The organism is Nostoc sp. DSM 114167 (assembly GCF_052692655.1).
In genome coordinates this window covers 8,300,370-8,319,592 of the sequence record NZ_CP195116.1, presented here as the reverse complement: position 1 = coordinate 8,319,592, position 19,223 = coordinate 8,300,370, and the positions used below count along the sequence as shown (strand labels likewise).

The 19,223-nt window shown below is 41.9% G+C and carries 19 protein-coding genes; 8 read left to right on the top strand and 11 right to left on the bottom strand.

Annotated features, from left to right (window positions below):
• Window positions 1–861: 861 nt before the first annotated feature.
• Both NSTC731_RS35135 and NSTC731_RS35130 read left to right on the top strand, forming a co-directional pair.
• A complete protein-coding gene (locus tag NSTC731_RS35135; protein ID WP_445628979.1) occupies window positions 862–1,539 on the top strand; it encodes a GAF domain-containing protein in 678 nt (225 codons plus the stop codon).
• Window positions 1,449–2,075: a GGDEF domain-containing protein gene (locus NSTC731_RS35130; protein WP_445628978.1), complete on the top strand. Its 627-nt coding sequence runs from the start codon at window positions 1,449–1,451 to the stop codon at window positions 2,073–2,075. Before NSTC731_RS35135 ends, NSTC731_RS35130 begins: the two co-directional genes overlap by 91 nt.
• Window positions 2,076–2,197: 122 nt before the next feature.
• Here the strand turns inward: NSTC731_RS35130 and NSTC731_RS35125 are convergent, their stop codons facing one another.
• Window positions 2,198–2,785, bottom strand: a complete 588-nt coding sequence (locus NSTC731_RS35125; RefSeq protein ID WP_445628977.1) for a thioredoxin family protein — start codon at window positions 2,783–2,785, stop codon at window positions 2,198–2,200.
• A gap of 323 nt (window positions 2,786–3,108) precedes the next feature.
• Window positions 3,109–5,019: an ATP-binding protein gene (locus NSTC731_RS35120; protein ID WP_445628976.1), complete on the bottom strand. Its 1,911-nt coding sequence runs from the start codon at window positions 5,017–5,019 to the stop codon at window positions 3,109–3,111.
• 328 nt (window positions 5,020–5,347) lie between these two features.
• Between NSTC731_RS35120 and NSTC731_RS35115 the strand changes: the two genes are divergently transcribed.
• Together NSTC731_RS35115 and NSTC731_RS35110 are read left to right on the top strand one after the other, a co-directional pair.
• Entirely contained in the window at window positions 5,348–5,551 is a 204-nt protein-coding gene (locus NSTC731_RS35115; protein WP_445628975.1) for a hypothetical protein, read from the top strand.
• 402 nt (window positions 5,552–5,953) lie between these two features.
• Window positions 5,954–6,808, top strand: coding sequence for a cyanophycinase (locus tag NSTC731_RS35110; RefSeq protein ID WP_445628974.1), 855 nt, complete (start codon window positions 5,954–5,956; stop codon window positions 6,806–6,808).
• A gap of 511 nt (window positions 6,809–7,319) precedes the next feature.
• On the opposite strand, the gene NSTC731_RS35105 is transcribed toward NSTC731_RS35110, so the two are convergent.
• The 8 genes from NSTC731_RS35105 to NSTC731_RS35070 all read right to left on the bottom strand — a co-directional run bounded on the left by NSTC731_RS35105 (window position 7,320) and on the right by NSTC731_RS35070 (window position 15,103).
• Window positions 7,320–8,237: a M23 family metallopeptidase gene (locus tag NSTC731_RS35105; protein ID WP_445628973.1), complete on the bottom strand. Its 918-nt coding sequence runs from the start codon at window positions 8,235–8,237 to the stop codon at window positions 7,320–7,322.
• 344 nt (window positions 8,238–8,581) lie between these two features.
• Window positions 8,582–9,589 carry a phycobilisome rod-core linker polypeptide gene (locus tag NSTC731_RS35100; protein ID WP_445628972.1) on the bottom strand — a complete coding sequence of 336 codons (1,008 nt, stop codon included), beginning with the start codon at window positions 9,587–9,589 and terminating at the stop codon, window positions 8,582–8,584.
• A gap of 472 nt (window positions 9,590–10,061) precedes the next feature.
• Entirely contained in the window at window positions 10,062–10,400 is a 339-nt protein-coding gene (locus tag NSTC731_RS35095) for a CpeR family transcriptional regulator (RefSeq protein ID WP_445628971.1), read from the bottom strand.
• A gap of 1 nt (window position 10,401) precedes the next feature.
• A complete protein-coding gene (locus NSTC731_RS35090; RefSeq protein ID WP_445628970.1) occupies window positions 10,402–11,025 on the bottom strand; it encodes a chromophore lyase CpcT/CpeT in 624 nt (207 codons plus the stop codon).
• 145 nt (window positions 11,026–11,170) lie between these two features.
• Window positions 11,171–11,704 carry a phycobiliprotein lyase gene (locus NSTC731_RS35085; protein ID WP_445628969.1) on the bottom strand — a complete coding sequence of 178 codons (534 nt, stop codon included), beginning with the start codon at window positions 11,702–11,704 and terminating at the stop codon, window positions 11,171–11,173.
• 267 nt (window positions 11,705–11,971) lie between these two features.
• On the bottom strand, window positions 11,972–12,730 hold the full coding sequence (locus NSTC731_RS35080; protein ID WP_445628968.1) for a phycobilisome rod-core linker polypeptide: 759 nt from the start codon (window positions 12,728–12,730) through the stop codon (window positions 11,972–11,974).
• A gap of 475 nt (window positions 12,731–13,205) precedes the next feature.
• Window positions 13,206–14,069, bottom strand: a complete 864-nt coding sequence (locus tag NSTC731_RS35075) for a phycobilisome rod-core linker polypeptide (RefSeq protein ID WP_445628967.1) — start codon at window positions 14,067–14,069, stop codon at window positions 13,206–13,208.
• 452 nt (window positions 14,070–14,521) lie between these two features.
• Window positions 14,522–15,103 carry a phycobilisome protein gene (locus NSTC731_RS35070; RefSeq protein ID WP_445628966.1) on the bottom strand — a complete coding sequence of 194 codons (582 nt, stop codon included), beginning with the start codon at window positions 15,101–15,103 and terminating at the stop codon, window positions 14,522–14,524.
• Window positions 15,104–15,346: 243 nt separating this feature from the next.
• Here NSTC731_RS35070 and NSTC731_RS35065 point away from each other — a divergent pair, with 243 nt between their 5' ends.
• On the top strand, window positions 15,347–16,009 hold the full coding sequence (locus NSTC731_RS35065) for a HEAT repeat domain-containing protein (protein ID WP_445628965.1): 663 nt from the start codon (window positions 15,347–15,349) through the stop codon (window positions 16,007–16,009).
• Between the two features lie 151 nt (window positions 16,010–16,160).
• Complete coding sequence (locus tag NSTC731_RS35060; RefSeq protein ID WP_445628964.1) at window positions 16,161–16,361, top strand: hypothetical protein; 201 nt, start codon at window positions 16,161–16,163, stop codon at window positions 16,359–16,361.
• A gap of 284 nt (window positions 16,362–16,645) precedes the next feature.
• Here the strand turns inward: NSTC731_RS35060 and NSTC731_RS35055 are convergent, their stop codons facing one another.
• Window positions 16,646–17,470 (bottom strand): pentapeptide repeat-containing protein, encoded by an 825-nt coding sequence (locus NSTC731_RS35055; RefSeq protein WP_445628963.1) that lies wholly within the window; start codon window positions 17,468–17,470, stop codon window positions 16,646–16,648.
• A 115-nt stretch (window positions 17,471–17,585) separates the two neighbouring features.
• Here NSTC731_RS35055 and NSTC731_RS35050 point away from each other — a divergent pair, with 115 nt between their 5' ends.
• Window positions 17,586–18,161 carry a phycobiliprotein lyase gene (locus NSTC731_RS35050; RefSeq protein ID WP_445628962.1) on the top strand — a complete coding sequence of 192 codons (576 nt, stop codon included), beginning with the start codon at window positions 17,586–17,588 and terminating at the stop codon, window positions 18,159–18,161.
• 262 nt (window positions 18,162–18,423) lie between these two features.
• The gene (locus NSTC731_RS35045) at window positions 18,424–19,158 is read left to right on the top strand and encodes a 15,16-dihydrobiliverdin:ferredoxin oxidoreductase (RefSeq protein ID WP_445628961.1); all 735 of its coding nucleotides are present in this window, start codon (window positions 18,424–18,426) and stop codon (window positions 19,156–19,158) included.
• Window positions 19,159–19,223: the final 65 nt, after the last annotated feature.

Sequence of the window (19,223 nt, the reverse complement as noted above, 5' to 3'; positions counted from 1 at the left end):
AACGACTTTGAAGTACCTCGAAACGACTTTGGAGTACCTCAAAACGACTTTGAAGTACCTCGAAACGACTTTGGAGTACCTCGAAACGACTTTGGAGTACCTCGAAACGACTTTGGAGTACCTCGAAACGACTTTGGAGTACCTCGAAACGACTTTGGAGTACCTCAAAACGACTTCGAGGTATCTGTTGCTTATATAGCAGTCCTAAATCATTCGTGACAATTTAAGATCGTTTTAATCCCCTGCCTTGGTCTACCGTGTATATACAAATCCTTCTGACCCCCTTAATCCCCCCGATGTATTGGGGGGAAACAGGAATCTAGTTCCCTCCCCAATATATCGGCTACGGTGTATACATAAGTCGAATTACCCCCCTTAATCCCCCCTTATCAAGGGGGGAAATAAGAAATCTTGTTCCCTCACCAATACATACGGGGAGGGTTAGGGTGGGGTAAAACCGTGTATTTCTCAGCTATTTCAGACTTGTGTATACACCGTAGCTGCCCTTGGTAAGGAGGGACGGTCTACCACTTCTTCTAAAATACGTATCATATTTGCGTAAGCGTGCAGAGATGAGCAAAACTGTGCTGCAAAGTTAAGCGTAGGCGTAGCCCATCGTAGACATCGCTTAAGCAAATTATGAGAAGAAGTTCTCCTAATCCGTTTCTAATCCTCGGAACTCACGTAGATATAAACAAATTAATGGTATCAAAAACATTAATTCATGATAAAGAACTTTAACAACATAATAAGTTTTGATAATTTTTTGCGAATATTGATATTTTTTAAGATTTCTTTGGGCAAAAGACCTTGTAAGTATCTAGATACTTAAGGAATTTGCACAGGGAAAGTTAGGGTGACATGAACAACAGAGCAAACCAAAGGCATGAAGAACATCATGTAATAAAATATTTCTGTATATTCAACCGAATGTTGATTTTTGTTGCAGAGATATTTATGTTACCCAGCTTTGTAGCTGGAGAGGTAGTACTGCGGTTGTTTCAAAATTTACAATGTCTTAGACTTTCCTGGCTAAGGCGTAGACACTCATCTGTGAAAACCCAACCTGTTCCTCTACCTGACAATGAAGCACAAAGGCTCAAAGCGCTGGCAGACTACAATATTCTAGATACCCTACCCGAACAAGCATTTGATGACCTAACTGCGATCGCTGCCTACATTTGTAAGACTCCAATTGCTTTAATTAGCTTAGTTGATAGCGATCGCCAATGGTTTAAATCTAAGCTTGGACTAGAAAGCAGCGAAATAGCCAGAGATGGGTCTTTTTGTTCCTATGCCATTCTACAACCAGAGGAAATATTAGTGGTTCCTAACGCCCTTAAAGACGATCGCTTTAATAACAATCCCTTAGTCAAAGGTAATCCCAAAATTCGTTTTTATGCTGGTGTTCCTTTAATTACGCCTGATGGTTTTCCAATTGGGACGTTGTGTGTTCTAGATACCATTCCTCATCACTTAAGTTATCAGCAGTTAGATGCACTGCGCCGTCTAAGTCGTCAAGCGATATCGCTCAAATAGAACTCATTCAGGAAGTTCGCTACCGCAAACAAGCAGAGATCGAAGGAAGACAGTTATCGCTGACAGATGAACTAACAGGTTTGCATAACCGACGTGCATTCTTGCTGATGGCTGCACAGCAGTTGAAAATTGCTCACCGCATGAAAGTGTTTTGCTGGGTTATCTTCATTGATTTAGATGGACTAAAACAGGTTAACGACACCCTTGGTCATGACATGGGAGATGCCTTGATTATTGATGCTGGTCGATTACTTAAGCAAAGTTTTCGGAACTCAGATATTGTTGCCCGTTTGGGTGGGGATGAGTTCATTGTTTTCATCTCAAGCTACTTTAAGGACGCTGATACTATCCAAGCGCGTCTACAAACAAATATCGCTAACTTTAATCAACAGCAAAACCGTAGCTATAAACTTTCGATGAGTATCGGCATAGAGCGTTACTCACCAGAGAGCAATATGTCACTAGAACAACTAATCGCCAGGTCTGACAAATTAATGTATGCTCAAAAGCGTCTCAAGCGGCAATCTCTTACATAAAATATCCCATTACATAACAGTCTTTAACTACGAATTACGAACTTGTACTGAGCTTGTCCTGAGCGTAGTCGTTGGCGCAGCCTCTCGTAGAGAAGGGCGTAGCCGAAGTATTACGAATTATTTTAATTTACCACCTGGCTCCCATGACTGCGGGGATCGTCTTGATTCGCCGTTGGTGCTACTGGAGCTGAAAATTTGGAAACTTTGCCGCTAGCTTGAGCATAAGGCAGAGAAGAACCAGTAACCAAAGCTTCTAAATTACTAGCCATAATCGTCCGGGGTTGATCGCCGATGGCTTGGGCTATGGTTTCTCCTTGCTGACTCAAAAATACAAAATGGGGAATTCCATCCACCCGATATCTCAGCATTTCCGGCAGCCACTTAGTATTATCTACATTCAGCATGACAAAATTCATCTTGTCAGCATACTCTGTTTCTAGTTGAGTGATATCTGGTGCCATTTTTTGGCAGACAGTACACCAATCAGCATAAAACTCGACTAAAGATGGTTTGCCATTGCTGATTGCTACTTCTAAAGGTGTGGAAGTCTCGCTTAACTTAGCTAGAGTTGCCGAGGTTGTTTCAGTTCGCAATCCTAAGACCAGAGAAACGCTAAGTGCGATCGCTACCATTACAATTAAGAAGTTTCTCAGACGTTTCCCGAATGTAGATTCCGGTTTTTCGGGAGAATTAACAGGTGCAGTACTCATAACAGCAGAATTATTAAAACTTCTTAAGCAATTTCTTCTTTAGTTTAGCTGACTCTAGGCATTCTCCTAAAAAACAAGGCAGGAGGCAGGAGGCAGGAGGCAGGAGGCAGAAGAGAAGAGGATTTGACTTGTTTGTTCCATCCATAATAGAAGCGATCGCGTCCGTAAACAGCTTTAATCTCGCCAGCATTGGAAGGTTGAACTGTAAATTGGGCATGGGAAGAAGCAAAGGGGCAGAGGGTAAAAACTTACTGCAACTTTCTCCTCTACTCCCCTGCTCCCCTGCTCCCCTGCTCCCCTGCCCCATTCGCTATTTACTTCACTTACAAAATTGCTCCAGTTTCCTTCAAATAAACCCGTGTAAATGGTTCATCTTCACCCAAAGTATAATCTTCAATTAACCCTTTGCGACGAATAGAAATATCGTTGCCTTTTTTAATCACCACAGTCGAACCATCAAAAACATCTCGCGCCAAAATCATCTCAGTTTCGGTGGGATTATCCAAAACTACGATATTACTATTTTGGTAAAATATGCCCTGTTCTTCGAGGATTTCTTCAGAATACTCGGCAATTAGCAAATCAAGTTTGGGATGACGTAGCAAAGTTTGAACATTACTGTTGTAATCTTTGCTTAATACTTTTTTCGAGCGATTCACAAAAACGGCATCACGACAAACAGCACCTATTGTCCAGTTGGGATTTTGCAAAAGGATATGGTCAATCGTTGCTTGCAGTTCTTCAACTGAGATTTTGTTAAAGGTCATAATTGGTATCCTGGCATCCGTACCCGACTCAAAAAAGGTTTCTAAAATATGAGAAGGTACATCAACACTTTCACCAACAGAAGGTTTAAGATGCATTAAAACACCTGGTGCAGCATTGATTTCCAAGATAGCAAAGTTACTGGATTTCCAAGATTCTGCAAGACTTTTGGTAATCACATCAATTCCCAGACAAGTCAGTTGGAAATGTTGGGCAATATCTTGCGCCAAGATAATATTGTCAGCATGAACTGTTGAGGTTGCATCAATGCTCATACCTCCAGCTGAAAGATTGGCAACTTTACGCAGGTAAACAGTGCGTCCTTTCTCAATCACGCTGTCTAATGATAAACGCTGTTCCTCTAGGTAGAGTTCCATCGCTTCATCGATCTGAATTTTACTCATCGGCGAGGTTGGCGTGTCTAAACGTGCAGGTTTGCGGTTCTCTTCGCGAATTAACTCTGCAAGCGTTAAATACCCATCACCCACAACTGATGCGGGACGGCGTTCTGTGGCGGCGACGAATCGACCATTGACACACAACATCCGAAAATCCGATCCTGAGATGCTTTTCTCAACAATTATTCGGGTTTGCTGATTTTCGGGAATCGCTGCCAGTGACCGATTATAAGCAGATATCAGTTCTTTTGAGTCTTGCACATCAGCCGTAACGCCAATTCCTTTGTGACCTATCACTGGCTTAACTGCCACTGGGTAGCCAATTTCTCTTGCTGCTGCCAAGGCTTCTTTCTCGGTAAAGACAATGCTACCTTCAGGCACTGGGAAACCCAAGGTTTTCAAAAATGCCTTACAATCATCTTTGCGGGTAGTAAACTCGGAATCTAGATGGCTATCACAGTTAAATGTTGTTGCTACCCCCCGGACGTGTTTTTTTCCTAAACCGTATTGCATCAATCCTTCTTCCCATAAATAAAAGGCGGGAATACCTTTTTCATAAGCTGTTCGCAATAGGGCATAAACCGTGGGGCCTCCGTAGACAGATGCGCGAAATCTATCTTGCAGTCTTACCAGTTGTTCATCAAAGGCAAAGTCTTCGTCTTGGGTAATGGCTTCAAACCAGTCCCAAACAAAGTAAATTACCTCTCTAGTTGTGCGTTCGTGTAGTGATTGGATGCTAATCCGGGTGAGATTTGGATATGGCTTCACACTCCAGCGGTTAAGGTGTAAATCCATGTCCAATTTTCCGGCTTCGGAGACAACTTGGGCAAAGAGATGGGCATAAGATTCGTAGGTCTGATCGCGAAGATTTGGATAGCGATCGCCAATGCTGGCAATATAATCTTCAATGGGTAAAGGCTCTCTAGAGTCAATTAGAGCAAAATCAAATGCTAGCGCCCCTACATTTAAATAAGGGTTGGGGCCAAGGTAATGCTTGAAGTTGAAAATATCGAATACATCCGTTCTTCTAGCATTAATGCGGACTAATTCACTGCTTTTTTGTAGAACCATTGATTACGAACCTTCGGCTAAACACCCTGAATTTTTAATGCTGAGTTGTAGTTACTCAGACTTATTGATTGTAAATTGACTCAGGTTAATTTTGGAGAGTAATGGCTTTGCCACTGAGCTAATCAGAACCCACGTTAACTTTATTACTAAGCATTTTTAACTATCTTAAGGCATAATTAAATCTTCAATCTTCTGTCAGGAACCAAGAACAGTCAATTCATCCTCATGAATAATTGAAGATATAACCTTTGAAAGGTACAACACTCATCTAAAAATTGTATAAATAGATGTAGGGCATTAAAAAGACAGTATAAAAAGACAGCAAAGTATGAATAGCACACAAGCTGCTCTAAGAGATGAAATTCGAGAACTGGCTGACGAAGCTTTTCACCAAAAGCTGATCTCTGGACATGGAGATGGCCCAGACATGAATGAATATCAAATTGTCTACCAAGGCAAACCCAGGCATCTCCCACTCGAACAAGCACGTTTTTTCTTAACTAACTTGCTTTACAAAAGTCAAGTTCATTAGGACTTGCCATCAGACATCTATTTGCATCCAGCTAGGGTCAATACCAATTACTTACATCGCCCGATAAATCTCCAATCGACCATTAGCAATATAGCCAAAAATGCCTCTAGAAAATACTTCTAGAGGCAGTTGATGTTGTAGATTTTATTTAGCAACTGGAAAATTAATAATTTTTCAGAAGAGTACTTTGGTCTAATTGCGATGTCTAACGACAAGCCGCTTCTGTACGAACGCGAACAGCGTGTCGCAGATAGACGCTTTGCATAGCAAGATCCCCGTATGGGTATGCGTCTACGCAAATGTTAACCCTACTTTTATCAAGTAATCTATCAAAGGGATGATTTGATACATTGAATTGTCATGTTTTAGTGAAATTTATTAACTCAAATCCCAGGGGGCATCATGGTTGAAAGTAATATCAAAAAGCAGTTAGTAATTATTGGGGGAGCCGAAGATAAAGAGGGTGATTCCGTAATTTTGCGGGACTTTGTAAGACGCGCTGGAGGCACAAAGGCATATATTGTAATTCTGACAGCAGCCACAGAACTACCAAGAGAAGTGGGAGAAAATTACATCAGAGTGTTTGAGCGCCTGGGAGCCGAAACTGTTCGCATTATTGATACAGAAACCCGTGAAGATGCAGCTTCATCTACCGCATTGGAAGCTATTAGTAAAGCAACTGGGGTGTTTTTTACAGGGGGAGACCAAGCTCGTATTACCAGCATTCTCAAAGATACCGAAATCGATACGGCTATTCACCAACGCTTTTCTGAAGGCGCAGTTATTGCAGGCACAAGCGCCGGAGCTGCTGTAATGCCAGACGTAATGATTGTGGAAGGCGACTCAGAAACACATCCTCGGATTGAAACTGTCGAAATGGGCCCAGGTATGGGATTTTTACCAGGGGTAGTAATTGACCAGCATTTTTCCCAACGAGGACGCTTGGGACGTTTAATATCAGCTTTGATACTACAGCCTGCTGTCTTGGGATTTGGGATTGATGAAAATACCGCTATGGTAGTGGTAGATAACCAAGTTGAAGTAATTGGTGAAGGTGCGGTTACGATTGTTGATGAATCAGAAGCTACATATAACAATATGGGCGAAATTTTGAAGGATGAGTCTTTGGCGATTTGTGGAGCAAAGCTTCATATTTTGCCACATGGCTTCAAATTTGATCTGAAAACTCGTCAGCCTATCCTAAATAATGGCTCTGTGCCAAATGGCTCTCAACCACTTGCTTCAATTAACACTTAACTTTTAGCAAGTGTATTTAAACTGAAAGTTTTATTGAACAGAATTCAAGAGTCAGAATTCTGAATTCTGCATTCTTCTTCAATTGATTGCTGTAATATCCCCTGTCTGAACCTGTGGTAGGCAGGGGATATCAAAGCGGTTCAAAACCTGAGTTTAAGCGAAATAAATAGGAGTTACGCACTCAGATCCCCCAACCCCCTTAAAAAGACGTGAGTTCGACGAGTGCTATTTTGACCTCTCCCCCAGCCCCTCTCCTACAAGGAGAGGGGAGCAAAAACCCTCCTTACTCGTTCTCCTCCTTCTCCTTTAAGGAGAGGAAGGCTGGGAGGGAGAGGTTTGTCGAACTTACGTTAAAAAGGGGGCTTTAGACTTCCCGCCCTTTTTAAGGGGGGTTAGGGGGGATCGGGGTTTCAGGCTTCAGTGCGTAAGTCCTAATAAAGTCTGCGTAGTAGTTAGGTTTTTAACAATCTGGTATAGCAAAGAGTGATATTTAACTAAGGTAGAAAGAATATCAAGGCGATTTCGTTAAATTATAAAAACTGTCAGAACGAATCTGACTACCATTTCGCCAAACTTCAACTCTTTGTGGAGTGACTAAATAATAAAAACTACCATTATCTGCTCGATATCTGTCTTTACCAATATTTAAAGCTAATATCTTTATAGGCTTGCTTGGGGATTGCTTCAATTGCCCAATATAAAATAATTGACCATTTTCTTTACAGACTTTTACACGATAGCTTGCAGTTTCACCTTCAATAAGACTAATTCCATTACATTTCGTATCAGTGCTTACAGGTGCAAAATCTATAGGAATTGGCTGCTGTAAGGGTGAAACTTGATTTGCTACTGGGGGTGGCGAAACTGGATGGTTCTGGTTATCCACTGGCTGAACTTTAGAACCAAAGCCAACACTTGCAGTTACGGATGTCAACAAACGAAGGGGGTCAACTGCTATTCGACCATTTGGATGAACTTCAAAGTGCAGATGAGGTGCTGTACTATTGCCTGTAGATCCCATCTCAGCAATCATTTGACCTTGAATAACCTGTTGACCCTTGCTCACCAACAAACGGCGATTGTGGCCGTAAACAGTAGTGCTGCCATCGAGATGTTTAATAGTTATGGCATTTCCTAATCCCCAATTATCCCAACCTGCTTTAACAACTGTACCGGATGCCGCAGCAACAACAGGAGTTCCAGATTCCCCTGCAATATCAATGCCTTCGTGTTGATATTTGCGGAAGCCTTGAGAAATAAACCCTTTAGTTGGCCAGATTAAGTTAGCAGTAGGGATAGGAGTTTGCCCAATTGGGGAATCGCCTGCCAATTGTGTTAAGGCAGATGTAGATGTAGTTAATACAGCGCTTAAGGATATTAACCCAACTAGTCCATAAGTACGATATCGATAAATTATAGCTTTTTTCATAAGTTGTAAGTCTATTAGAACAATAATTCAGACACTTTCTGATTATTTGTTGTTTCAAGCTTACTCGGAAAATATCAGGAAATCTTTAAGATTTTACGCAAAAAGAAAAGCACATCAACTGGTGAGGTTGTCCTTTGTCAATTGTCCTTTGTCCTTGGTAAACACAAATGACAAAGGACTAATGACTAATGACTAATGACTAATGACTAATGACTTTTAGCTTGTTTGATTTTGAATTCACCAACGAGGTCTGGATTTTATATTATGTATACAGTAAAAAACGGGTGAGTTAAACTTGCCTAACCCACCCGATAAAACTAAACATTAGAGAAATATTAGAGAAATTAGCCATTAAAAACGCGACTGCGCCATTTATTCAACCGGGCTTCCCCAATTGTCGCAGATCGTCGAGCATCAGCAATTTGCTCTTGCAAAGCTGCAATCTGTTTTTCTTGGGCGTCAGCTTGCTGTTGCAAAGATGTATATTCTCCTGTGCTAGTGGGCAAACTAGAAGACTGCCAACTACTACTAAATTTTGTTGTGCCGATGCTGGCAAATGGTCTTAAGTCTGCTAATTGTTGTTGCAAAGTTGCAATCTGGCTTTCTTGCTCTTTAATCTTTTGCCGCAAGCTTTCCTCGGCTGCTGTAGGAGCTGCAATAAATGTATTAACTGGAGCAGCAGTTTCTGGCTTGGGCTTGAATATTTCAGCCAGCAATGCACTAATATCCGTGAGTTTCTGTCTACCGTAGGGAGCGTTGGTAATTAGCGATCGCACCAGTTGAGGTTCATTATTCGATGCTAGATTCTTGTCACTGCTAGAATTGCTCCGAAGCAATTGTAACATATTGGTAAATTCCAATATCTTTTTGCCCGTTTGAGTTTTATAACCCCGGTAATATGGCACTATGTTCTCGCCAAAGGCCTCTAGATACTCGTCGCTATCAAGATAAGAATCAATGTCCGCTTCAAAACCTTTCTCATCTAAAATGTTGCTGTGATATTTAGTTTCAGAGTAGTCATCGGGAGCGCGGCCGAGTAGGTGTTTGAAGTTAAGTTCAATTGCTCGGTAGCGGTAAACGTTATCAAAAAATCTAGAGCGATATAATTCTGATTTGGCAACTTGACGCACAAACTCACGCACATCAATTATGCCTTGCTTGAGTTGGGATTCTGGAACTACGAGCCGCTCACTTTCCATGATGTAAGCATTACCCAACACTTGCCGATAAACTGCTCGAATTACAATTTCAATGTCATCAACTGAAGCAGTATTCCACAGTTCTATAGGTTCTGTTTGGGGAAATGCTTGATATTGGCGTCGTCTGGTTGCTTCGTCTAAGAAGGTCTGCATAGTTGGGTTATTGTGGGTAAAAGGAACTAATTTGTCAAGTAAAATAAAATTTCTGCAGCAGCGTGGGAATACTAAAATGCAAAGGCATAACAGTTCATAATTAAGATTTACTAATTACTAGACATCTTGCAAAAGTAACTTTTGCCTTGATGTTGGGGAAAAGTTAAAGGTTAAAGAGTAAGATAAAATTCCATACCTTTACCCTTTATCCCTTACCCTTTTCCCTACTTCTGCAATAAGTCTACTGGTTATTGATATTAACTTATCAACTTTTGGGGATTTTTTTAGTTACATTTTCTAACAAACTTGGACGGCTAACTATTAATAACTAACAGCTAATCACGATGAGAAATTAGCAATTAGACATTAATAATTAGCCGTCAACCCCCTTGGGGAGTATTTAAAATTCAAAACTTAATTTTGAATTAGAGTATAAACGCCTGTCAGAATAATTTCTACAGGATAGTAACTCTCAAGCACGCTCATCAAATCTAGTGTAGAAACCACCGTATTTGATCCAGTATTGTTTCAAATTATGATGAGGTGTATGTAAACTAGCTTTTGCCTGATATAAAATTACTTGGCGATGATCGCCCATCCAAATTTTGTTAACCGGGTCAACGCATATTACTGTTCCTCCTAAAGAAGCAACGCACTCAGAGAATCTCTCAATCGTTGTATATTCTAATGTCTCGAAGATAAAAAAATTACCCGAACAAATCAAATGGCGGCTGCGAATCCAGCAGCGCATTTTTTTTTCAGCCAGTGGAGGCAACATTTTGGTTTTAACAGATTCAAGCTGAATCAACATTTCAGGCGCTCACCGCACGTAATTCATCAGCAAAACTCTCCCGTTTTTCAAATTGTAATGGCCCAGCAGTAGATCCCCATATTTGCTTATGGGTTTCAATATCCATACCTTTATCTAGACTTATCCAAGTACGCTCGGTTATTTCTACTTCGCTGACAAGATATGTCTGACATCCATTGCGTTGAATCAGACATTGATTGCCTGGTTCCACACTACCTCGAAACATTTCACCTTCTCGTTGGAAAACCATTGAACAGTGATAACGCCGTTCGATACTTTCTGGGGTGATGGTTTTGAGGATATCTAATTCACGAGCTGCACCTGCATAAAGCATCTGGTCTTTCAAGCTGTAATTTTCGATATAAATGCGATCGCCCAAATCGACTAGTCGATGTACTCCTTGACGATAGGGTGTCCATAAATCGTGGTCATAAGCTTGTTCAGAATAGAAACCGATACCAGAAAAAAATTCAATCGGTAAAGGACGAAAATAAATGTGAATGTGGGCGTAAAGTTGCGGATTTGCAAAAGATTGCTTGTAGTTGCTAAAATCTCCTGCCATCCAACAGGCTAAGGTGAGCAAATCGCTAGCGTTAGTGCTAGATTCGCTGGGCGCTATCGTCACGTCGCTTCGCTCCAAATTCAAAACTTGTACTGAGCTTGTCGTTGGCGTAGCCTCTCCGCTAGGAGAAGTATTCAAAATTCACGGCATAAAATCCCCGTAAATAAATTAGGAGATTGTATCCTTTTATGTTTTAACCTGATATTTGCTATTTGGTTGAAGACAAAGAGCGAATCTCTGAAGAAAAGGAAGCTGTAGTCACGCCTTTACCATCACTGGTTTTAATCGTCGCTACCCGAAATCGGAGATTTGGGTTAGCAAACCAAATTCGCTCCTCAGCAGCAGCGAGTTCATACTCTGTGAGCAGAGTAAAAATACCATCGTCACTCAAATGATATTTAGCTACTGCTGGAATTGTTTCAGCGTAACCTTTGTCCCGCAGTAGTTTTCCTCTAGAAGAATTTTCGATATCGGGAATTGGTACTAGTACAGTACTGCCAGAGATTGGTTTATCGTCCCAGTCTGACTCACCTTCCCAAGTCATCCGAAAAGGGTGAGTGATATTGGCGGGTTCAGTGTCATACAATTGACAGATTGCTACCACTGCTGGGTCGTCGATGGATAGAGACTCAATTTCAATGTTGGACAATACTTCTTCAAAGTGGGCAAATGCTAAATGATGAGCGCTACGCTGCGATCGCCATCGTCCAATTGAAAGTTCAAAAAAGTCAGTAATTTCCATTAGAAAAGTGATTTTAAAAAGTAGCTTAAAATCCAAGAGATATCTTGGCAAAAAAGAAAGTTATTCTCTTAGTCTATAATGTTAACCTCCTTGACCACAACTGAATTTGGGAGTGCGGAGTGGGGAGAGACGCGATTAATCGCGTCTGTACAAGAGTTAGGAGTAGAGACGCGATTAACCCAAGTCTTTCCAAGAGTTAGGAGTTTTCTTTTGTCCCCTTGTCCCCCAGTCTCCTTGTCCCCTTGTCCCCAGTCTACTTAGACAAATCTAAGCAACTTCAGTGATACTGATAATTTTGCCGCCTGTGCGATGAATGTTTTGCACTTGTCCAGACAGTTGGTTGTAGTTAACTACGTATTCCAGGTTGCCCAGACGAGTACGGAGATTACCTGCACCTTTAACAGCTTTAATCAAGAAGCGTTTGTCGGTGCTGCTGACACTAGAACCAGCTATGGGAGCCTTGATAGCTGTGGGTAAATTAGAACCGATATCGCCGATTAGTTTGGCTTTGCGATCGCTATCACTGCTAGCGAATCCTCTGACTAAGCTAAAGGTGCGGTTAAAGGTAACATTTTTAATTCCGATTTGGGAGCTTGTGCTGCGAACATAAGGAACAATATTGTCGCCAAAATTCTGCTGATATTCGTTGCTATCGATATAGGAGTCGATCTCAGCATCATAGCCCTGTTCGTTATAGATGCGGACGTGTTCGGAAATTTCTGCTCGATCGGCAGGAGGGCGTCCTAGTAAATGTTTGAAGTTCAGTTCAATGAACCGGTACTGAGAAGAAGAGTTGAAAAACAGGGATTGATAAAGTTCTGATTTGGCAACTATGTTGACGAATTCGCGAACGCTGATTTTGCGATCGCGCAATTGCGATTCAGCAGTGGCTAGTCGCTCACTTTCTAACAAGTGAGCATTACCCAAAACCTGTTTGTAAACTGCCCGAATCAGTGTTTGTAATTCACTTTCGCTGGTGTTCGGACGCAACTCAACAGTAGGTGAATCAATTGCCCAAAGTGACATTGAAGTATCTCCTGAAAAACGCTAATTAAATTAAATTTCCGAGCATTCTACCCCTTGTAGAGATAGAATTTCTCATCAGTTGTCAGTTATTTTTGCTACTGACTAGCTTTTGTAAAACTTTAGTTTGTGAAAGTGTGTTAAATGTCTTCGTATATCACAACCGACGGCGGAATTGGTCAAACTCCAGATTAGCGATCGCTTTGGCTAACTTTTGAGCGATCGGGATTTACGCAAAAAATAGCCGAAAATCATTCTTTTCAGGTAAGGGCAATTTTATGTAGACGCATACTTCTAGGTGGAAGGTAGCTTTGCGGAGTGTCTCGCTCAGAAGCGGCTTTCCGCAGGTATTGCCCTTGAACGCGTTTAGTTTTGCGTAAATCCTAGAACGAGGGGCACTGGGGATTGAAAGATTAGAGACTGAATACAGCAAAATTATTTCCCAATCCCTAATCTTTAAATCCCCAATTTCTATTCTTTAGTTGACAGGGGTAATACTGGCGATCGTGCCACCCTGCTGGTGAATCCGCTGATACTCTTGTGAAAGCTTATTGTATGGTACGAAAAAGACTTGGTTACTGCGGCGAAATTTGGAAATATTATTTACCACATTTGCTTTGTAGCCAGTAACTTCAATCCGGTATACCTTACCATCATCACCAGATCCCACACCTTGACGAGTACGAGGAGTAGATGTTGGGTTGCGGAATGTAGCGCCCTTGCTGGCTGGTGAAACCACAGGAGTAGGTGTGCTTTGAATTAGCAAACTATTTAATTTTGGTTGTTTGCCAGCTAAGTCACCTTTCAGGCTGCTGCTAGAAGAACCACGTACCAGTTGAAATAAGTGGGTAAACTGAACCAAACCTTGAATAGCTTCGGTTTTGTAGCCCCGAATATAAGGCACAATGTTTTCCCCAAAAATTGCTTGGTATTCGTCGCTGTCTAGATAAGAATCAATTTCACCCTCAAAACCCTTTGTATCTAGAATAGTGCTGTGTGTACGCGTTTCTTCTAGATTCAATGGCGCACGACCAAGGAAATGTCTGAAATTTAATTCAATCGCCCGATAACGAGGGGTGTTATCAAAAAACCGCGAACGGTAAAGTTCCGACTTCCCGACTTGACGCACAAACCCGCGAACGCTAATTTCACCCCGTTTGAGTTGGGATTCAGCAACAGAAAGCCGCTCACTCTCCATTACATAAGCGTTGCCTAGAACTTGTTTATAGACAGTTCTAATTACGGTTTCAACATCCTCATTAGAGCGATTTGGCCACAGATCGATGGGATCGGTGTCTTCAAATAGAGCGACCCCTAATCGTGATGCTGGTCCAAAAGCCATTCAAACTATCTCCCAGTTAACAACTAAATTTTATGAGAAGGATATTCAGCAGATGTTAAAAAACTTTACATCATAGTGACAAAGTAGGGGACATAGAGACTTTAAATCCTTATTAGTCGTGATGATTTTAAGTTTTTGCATCGTTTGCCTTTACACATTGTGATACGATGCTGAAACCATATTTATTAAAATTTGTTAAGTTAAATTATACTTTAGAGAAAATTCAGCTTTTTTTTAGTATTGGATTCGCAATTGGGATGCAAGTGATGGTATGGTGCTATTCCCTTGAGCCAAAGTATTAATTGTGCTGATTCACTTAAGTTTATCTCAATCAGTGGGCATGAATAAATTCAACTATCTTACGCAAGATAAAATTAAGTAACATTGTCTGTTAGTCAGAGCTTTAGCCCTGACTACAAACCTTTGATTATTCATGCCTACTTACACTTAACTTATCGAATTTGGAAAGTAGCCAATTGGCTGATTAAATGGTCAAAATAGGGAGCAAGAATTTGCTGCCGATCGCCTTGGCAGCGTTTCAAACTAGCAGCCTTGATGCTTTTTAAGCCTAAAATCATTGCATCCAAGGGAACTTGTAATTCCTGATAGAGCAAATTCATATAATGCAGTCCTGTGGGACTTGTATATTCAGTGTGTCCACCTGCTATGCCATAAGTAATGCAGCGAAGAAAATGCCAAAAATCTCGCCAGCAAGCTTGGGCGCGTTCAGGTGGATAAAGACCGCCTCCAGGCTGGGTAATTTCGGGATAAGTTGCCAAAACTTGTTCTCTAGATTCGTCAACGATTTCGGCGGCGCGATCGCGTAACAATTGAGCAACAGGAATCAACTCAGAATTATCGGGTGACAAGGTTTTAATCTGCAATAAATCTTCATCGCTCAGGTAGCGAAAAGCATCATCCGCAGCTTGAAATATAGCGATCGCTGCTTGTGGATGGGACTGTTCCCACTCAGCAAAGCTGACAATTCTAGCTTTAGCAATTAATTCTTTAACGGTTTCGCTTAATTGAGTCATTGATTTAGGGGATAGGGCATGGGGCATTGGTGTGGGAGATGAGGGAGACAAGGGGACAAGGGAGACAAGGAGATAAATAAAACTCCTAACTCCTAACTCCTAACTCAGCACTGGCTCAACGCCCCGCTGACGCTAACAGCACTCTTAACGCCCAATGCCCTTAAATTCAATCTTCTTAGAATGCGATCGCCATTTGGTGACATCTGTAAAATAAAGTAAAGAATAGCTGTACCAAATGCACTTATGGAAATCCATAAAATCCAAGCAGAACTAAAGAACCCAGATTTTCACTATCGTTTGAAGGCGATCGCTGCCCTCAATGATTATGAATCAGAAGTTGCAGTTCCTCTGCTCACCAGTAAACTTCATGACTCAGAATTTTTAGTGCGTTCTTTTGTGGCTAGGGGTTTGGGTAATCAACAATCAGCGGAATCTTTTGCAGCTTTGATGCAAATTATGAAATTTGATGATACTCCCAACGTGCGGGCTGAGGCGGCAAATTCGTTGTCGCTATTTGGCAGAGTCGCAGTTTCTCATCTAGTTTTGGCATATTATCAGGATGACCACTGGCTAGTTAGACGGAGCATTTTGGCTGCGATCGCGGAAATGGATTGCCCAGAAGAACTATTTGATATATGCGTTCAGGGTTTAAAAGATGAAGATTTCACTGTTCGGGAATCTTCTGTTGATGGACTTGGCTTACTAGCTAATTCTAGTCAACATGCTGCGGCATTATCCCAAATACTAGCGTTGGTGAATGATGAATCTTGGCGGATGCGCGTGCGAGTTAGCTATGCTCTCAAGCGATTTGATGAACCGGAAGCCAAAGCAGCCTTGAACCAACTCAGACAGGATGAGGATCACCGAGTTGTCGGCGCTGCTTTAGAAGACCTGTTGCCACAATAGCGGTGTGGGTTTGTCTGCAATGCAATATTGTGAGAAAACTTGTTAGATAAATAGTAAATATTTTATTTTACCTTAAATTTGACCAAAATATCCGGTGAATCTGCCAAACTCTGGAAGAAAAGATCAACTTTTTCTAGAAGAGGAGGCATTTGTGACTGATACACAAGCTGGTCAAATGATTTGGCGATTACCAGGTTCCTCAGAATGTGCCTTACATTTGCGGCATAATGCTTCGGAACCTTGGCGATCGTATAAAGAATTTCCCCAATATGTTCTACCCGATCCGCCTGGTTTTTCCGAAGGATACGCGACATTTTTAGCACTCCTGAAAAAGAACTGGCAATTATTATGAAAAGTGCTGAGTTAAAAGTGATGAGTTCTGAGTGCTGAGTTAGGAGTTCTTATTTCTCCTCTGCTCCTCTGCTCCTCGGTCACTGAGCGTTGGTCATTGAGCGTAGCCGAAATGAGTCGAAGTGCTGCTCCCCCGGTTACTGAGCGCAGTCGAAGTATGCTCCCCTGTCTCCCCTGCCCTCAAAACGATGGAATATTTCTTAATTGGAAGTCCCTAATTCCTACTCACAACTCAGCACGGGCTAAACGCCCCGCTACCGCTAACGTTACTCAGCACTGTATTGGTCAAGCACTCAAACTTTCACGAGTTGTTTTGCGGGTATAGGCATTCCAAACATCGAGTTCTGAATGTGGACGACTGGAAAGCATGGCTTTAGTTGCTTGTGTGAGTCCTTGAGCAAGAGTAAAATCTGCCCCAGCAATACTTTGAAGATGCTCCATCTCTGCATCACTGAGATCGGTTGCTCGCAGGTCTGTATCCCGCAAATCGGCTCCTATCAATCGAGCATTTCGTAAGCAAGCCCCTGTCAAATAAGCTTTTGTTAGATCGGCACCACTCAAAGAAGCACCTTGCAAATTGGCTCCTGTCAAGTCAGCGCCACTCAGATAGGCTCCACGCAGATTAGCACCTTGTAAATCTGCATTTCGTAAAGAAGCTGTATTCAGAAAAGCACCATTGAGATTAGCACCCGGCCCTACCGCTCCCGAAGCTTTGTAGTTGTATTCTTCGGGCCATTTCGTTTGGGAATCATAACGCGCTACTTGGAGTTTGGCTCCCTCCAAATTTGCACCACTGAGATTTGCTTGTTGGAGGTCAGCACGGTTTAAATAGGCTCCCTGCAAATTAGCCCCACTCAAATCGGCTCCTTGCAGATTAGCGCCTCGCAAATCTGCCCCACTCAAATCGAGATTACTTAATACCACCTCACTGAGGTCGGCTCCTAATAGCTTGGCTTTACTCAAGTTAGCTTGTCGGAAATCGACTTCCTTTAGATTAAATTGATACAAATCTATCGAATCCACAGGAGTTCCGGCTTTCAGGGCTGTTAAAATTTCTGGAGTTGGACTGGGGCGAACGCTTGTAATAAGTTGAATTTCACTATTTGTCATCAGCTGATTAAAATATCACTTTTGGAGTTATTCTACACTTTAGCTAAACCGAGACTTCATCTCATCACTTAGTATTAATAACGCCAAAATTTGATCGAACGAGGTTTCAAAACAGATGCATATAATACCACCTTTGACAATGATCGACTTCTTCCGTAAAAGTGAAGGTACGTGGTTTACGGAACGCGCCGTTCATCATTTTGACTCGGCGGCCGATGAGTCGGGGGAGTCGAATTTGATTATAAAAGTCATGGAAAAGGACGATCCGAAAGTCCAAGAAGTTTGTAAAGCCCAAGGGATAGATCCTAGTAAAGCAACAAGCGGTGCTAGCTTTGCATGGCAGGCTAACTTAGATACCAGACTACCGAATACTGATAATGCTGCGATTTTGGTTGATGTTCCCGACGAAACGAAGCGTTCTGGAAAACTGATTCGCAACCAAGGCTATGTTGAGAGTATTCCAGTTGTGAGCCGATATCGGTTTGCTGATGATGGAGTGCTGACGATTGATACTGACTATGACAACAATCAAGGTCAGGAACGTTGTTGGTTTGTTACGGATGATTTTCGTGTCAGAGTCAGTACGGTACGAATGATGAACGGAATTAACTTGATGACTTATTGTTCCGAGCGTCGCTGTGTTTCCCAAGAAGTCTTGGAGCAAATGATCGGTCGCAATCATGCTAGGTAGGAAGCAGGGGAGCAGGGAGCAGGGGAGTAGGGGAGTAGGGGAGCAGGGAGCAGGGAGCAGGGAGCAGGGAGCAGGGGAGCAGGGAGCAGGAGGAGATGAGGGAGATGAGAGAGAAGAATTGATTAATAACTAATGACCAATGACAAATGACAAATGACCAATGACAAATGTCCCATTAAGGAATGTTGCTTTGTTTCTCATAAATGAGACGTGCACGATCGCCATAACTTATTTTCATGCAAGGGTTAACAAATCATGCTCCATGTATAAGCCTTTCCTGGAATTTTTAGAAAAAGAGCTATTTCAGCGGTTTGATTTACAAAGTAGGGTCATTCCCCCTGGTTTGGAATTCAAAGTTAGCGATCGCGGCAGAAACCCAGCAACTATTCGCAGTTGGTGTTACCAATCTCAAGAGTTGCGGAAAATTCGCTATACCTACATTGATGCTGGAGAAAGCGCTCAAATTTTTAACAGCGTAATTTATCCCAGTCACCATTACGATTTACCTCTGTTAGGGATTGATTTTTTATCTTTTGGAAAAGTCAAAAATCTGATTGTGCTTGATTTCCAGCCTTTATTTCAGGATGAAGATTATCAAAAAAAATATATATTTCCGCTAAAATCTCTCCACGATCGATACCCGGATTTGGCACAAAACTTAGAAATGAAGTTTTACGATGCCAACCAGTATTTTTCTAAATATCTATTGTTTGCCAAAACCGACCCGGAAACAGTGGCAACACGAGTCTTTGAAGCTTTTCAGGATTATTTAAACTTGTATTGGCAAATGTTAGCAGATGCCAAACCGCTCCAAGAAAGAGAAGATATCCAACGGATTGTCAAAGCCCAAAAAGACTATGACCAATATAGTGCAGACCGCGATCCAGCATCTGGTTTGTTTAGCAGTTACTTTGGTCATGAATGGGCAGAACGCTTTCTCCATGAATTCTTATTTGAAGATGCTGTTCCCTTAGCAGTCGGTGTCGGCAAAAGATGAGGGCAGGAGGCAGGAGGCAGAAGTTATTTAATTATTAATTTTGAATACTTCGACAAGCTCAGTAC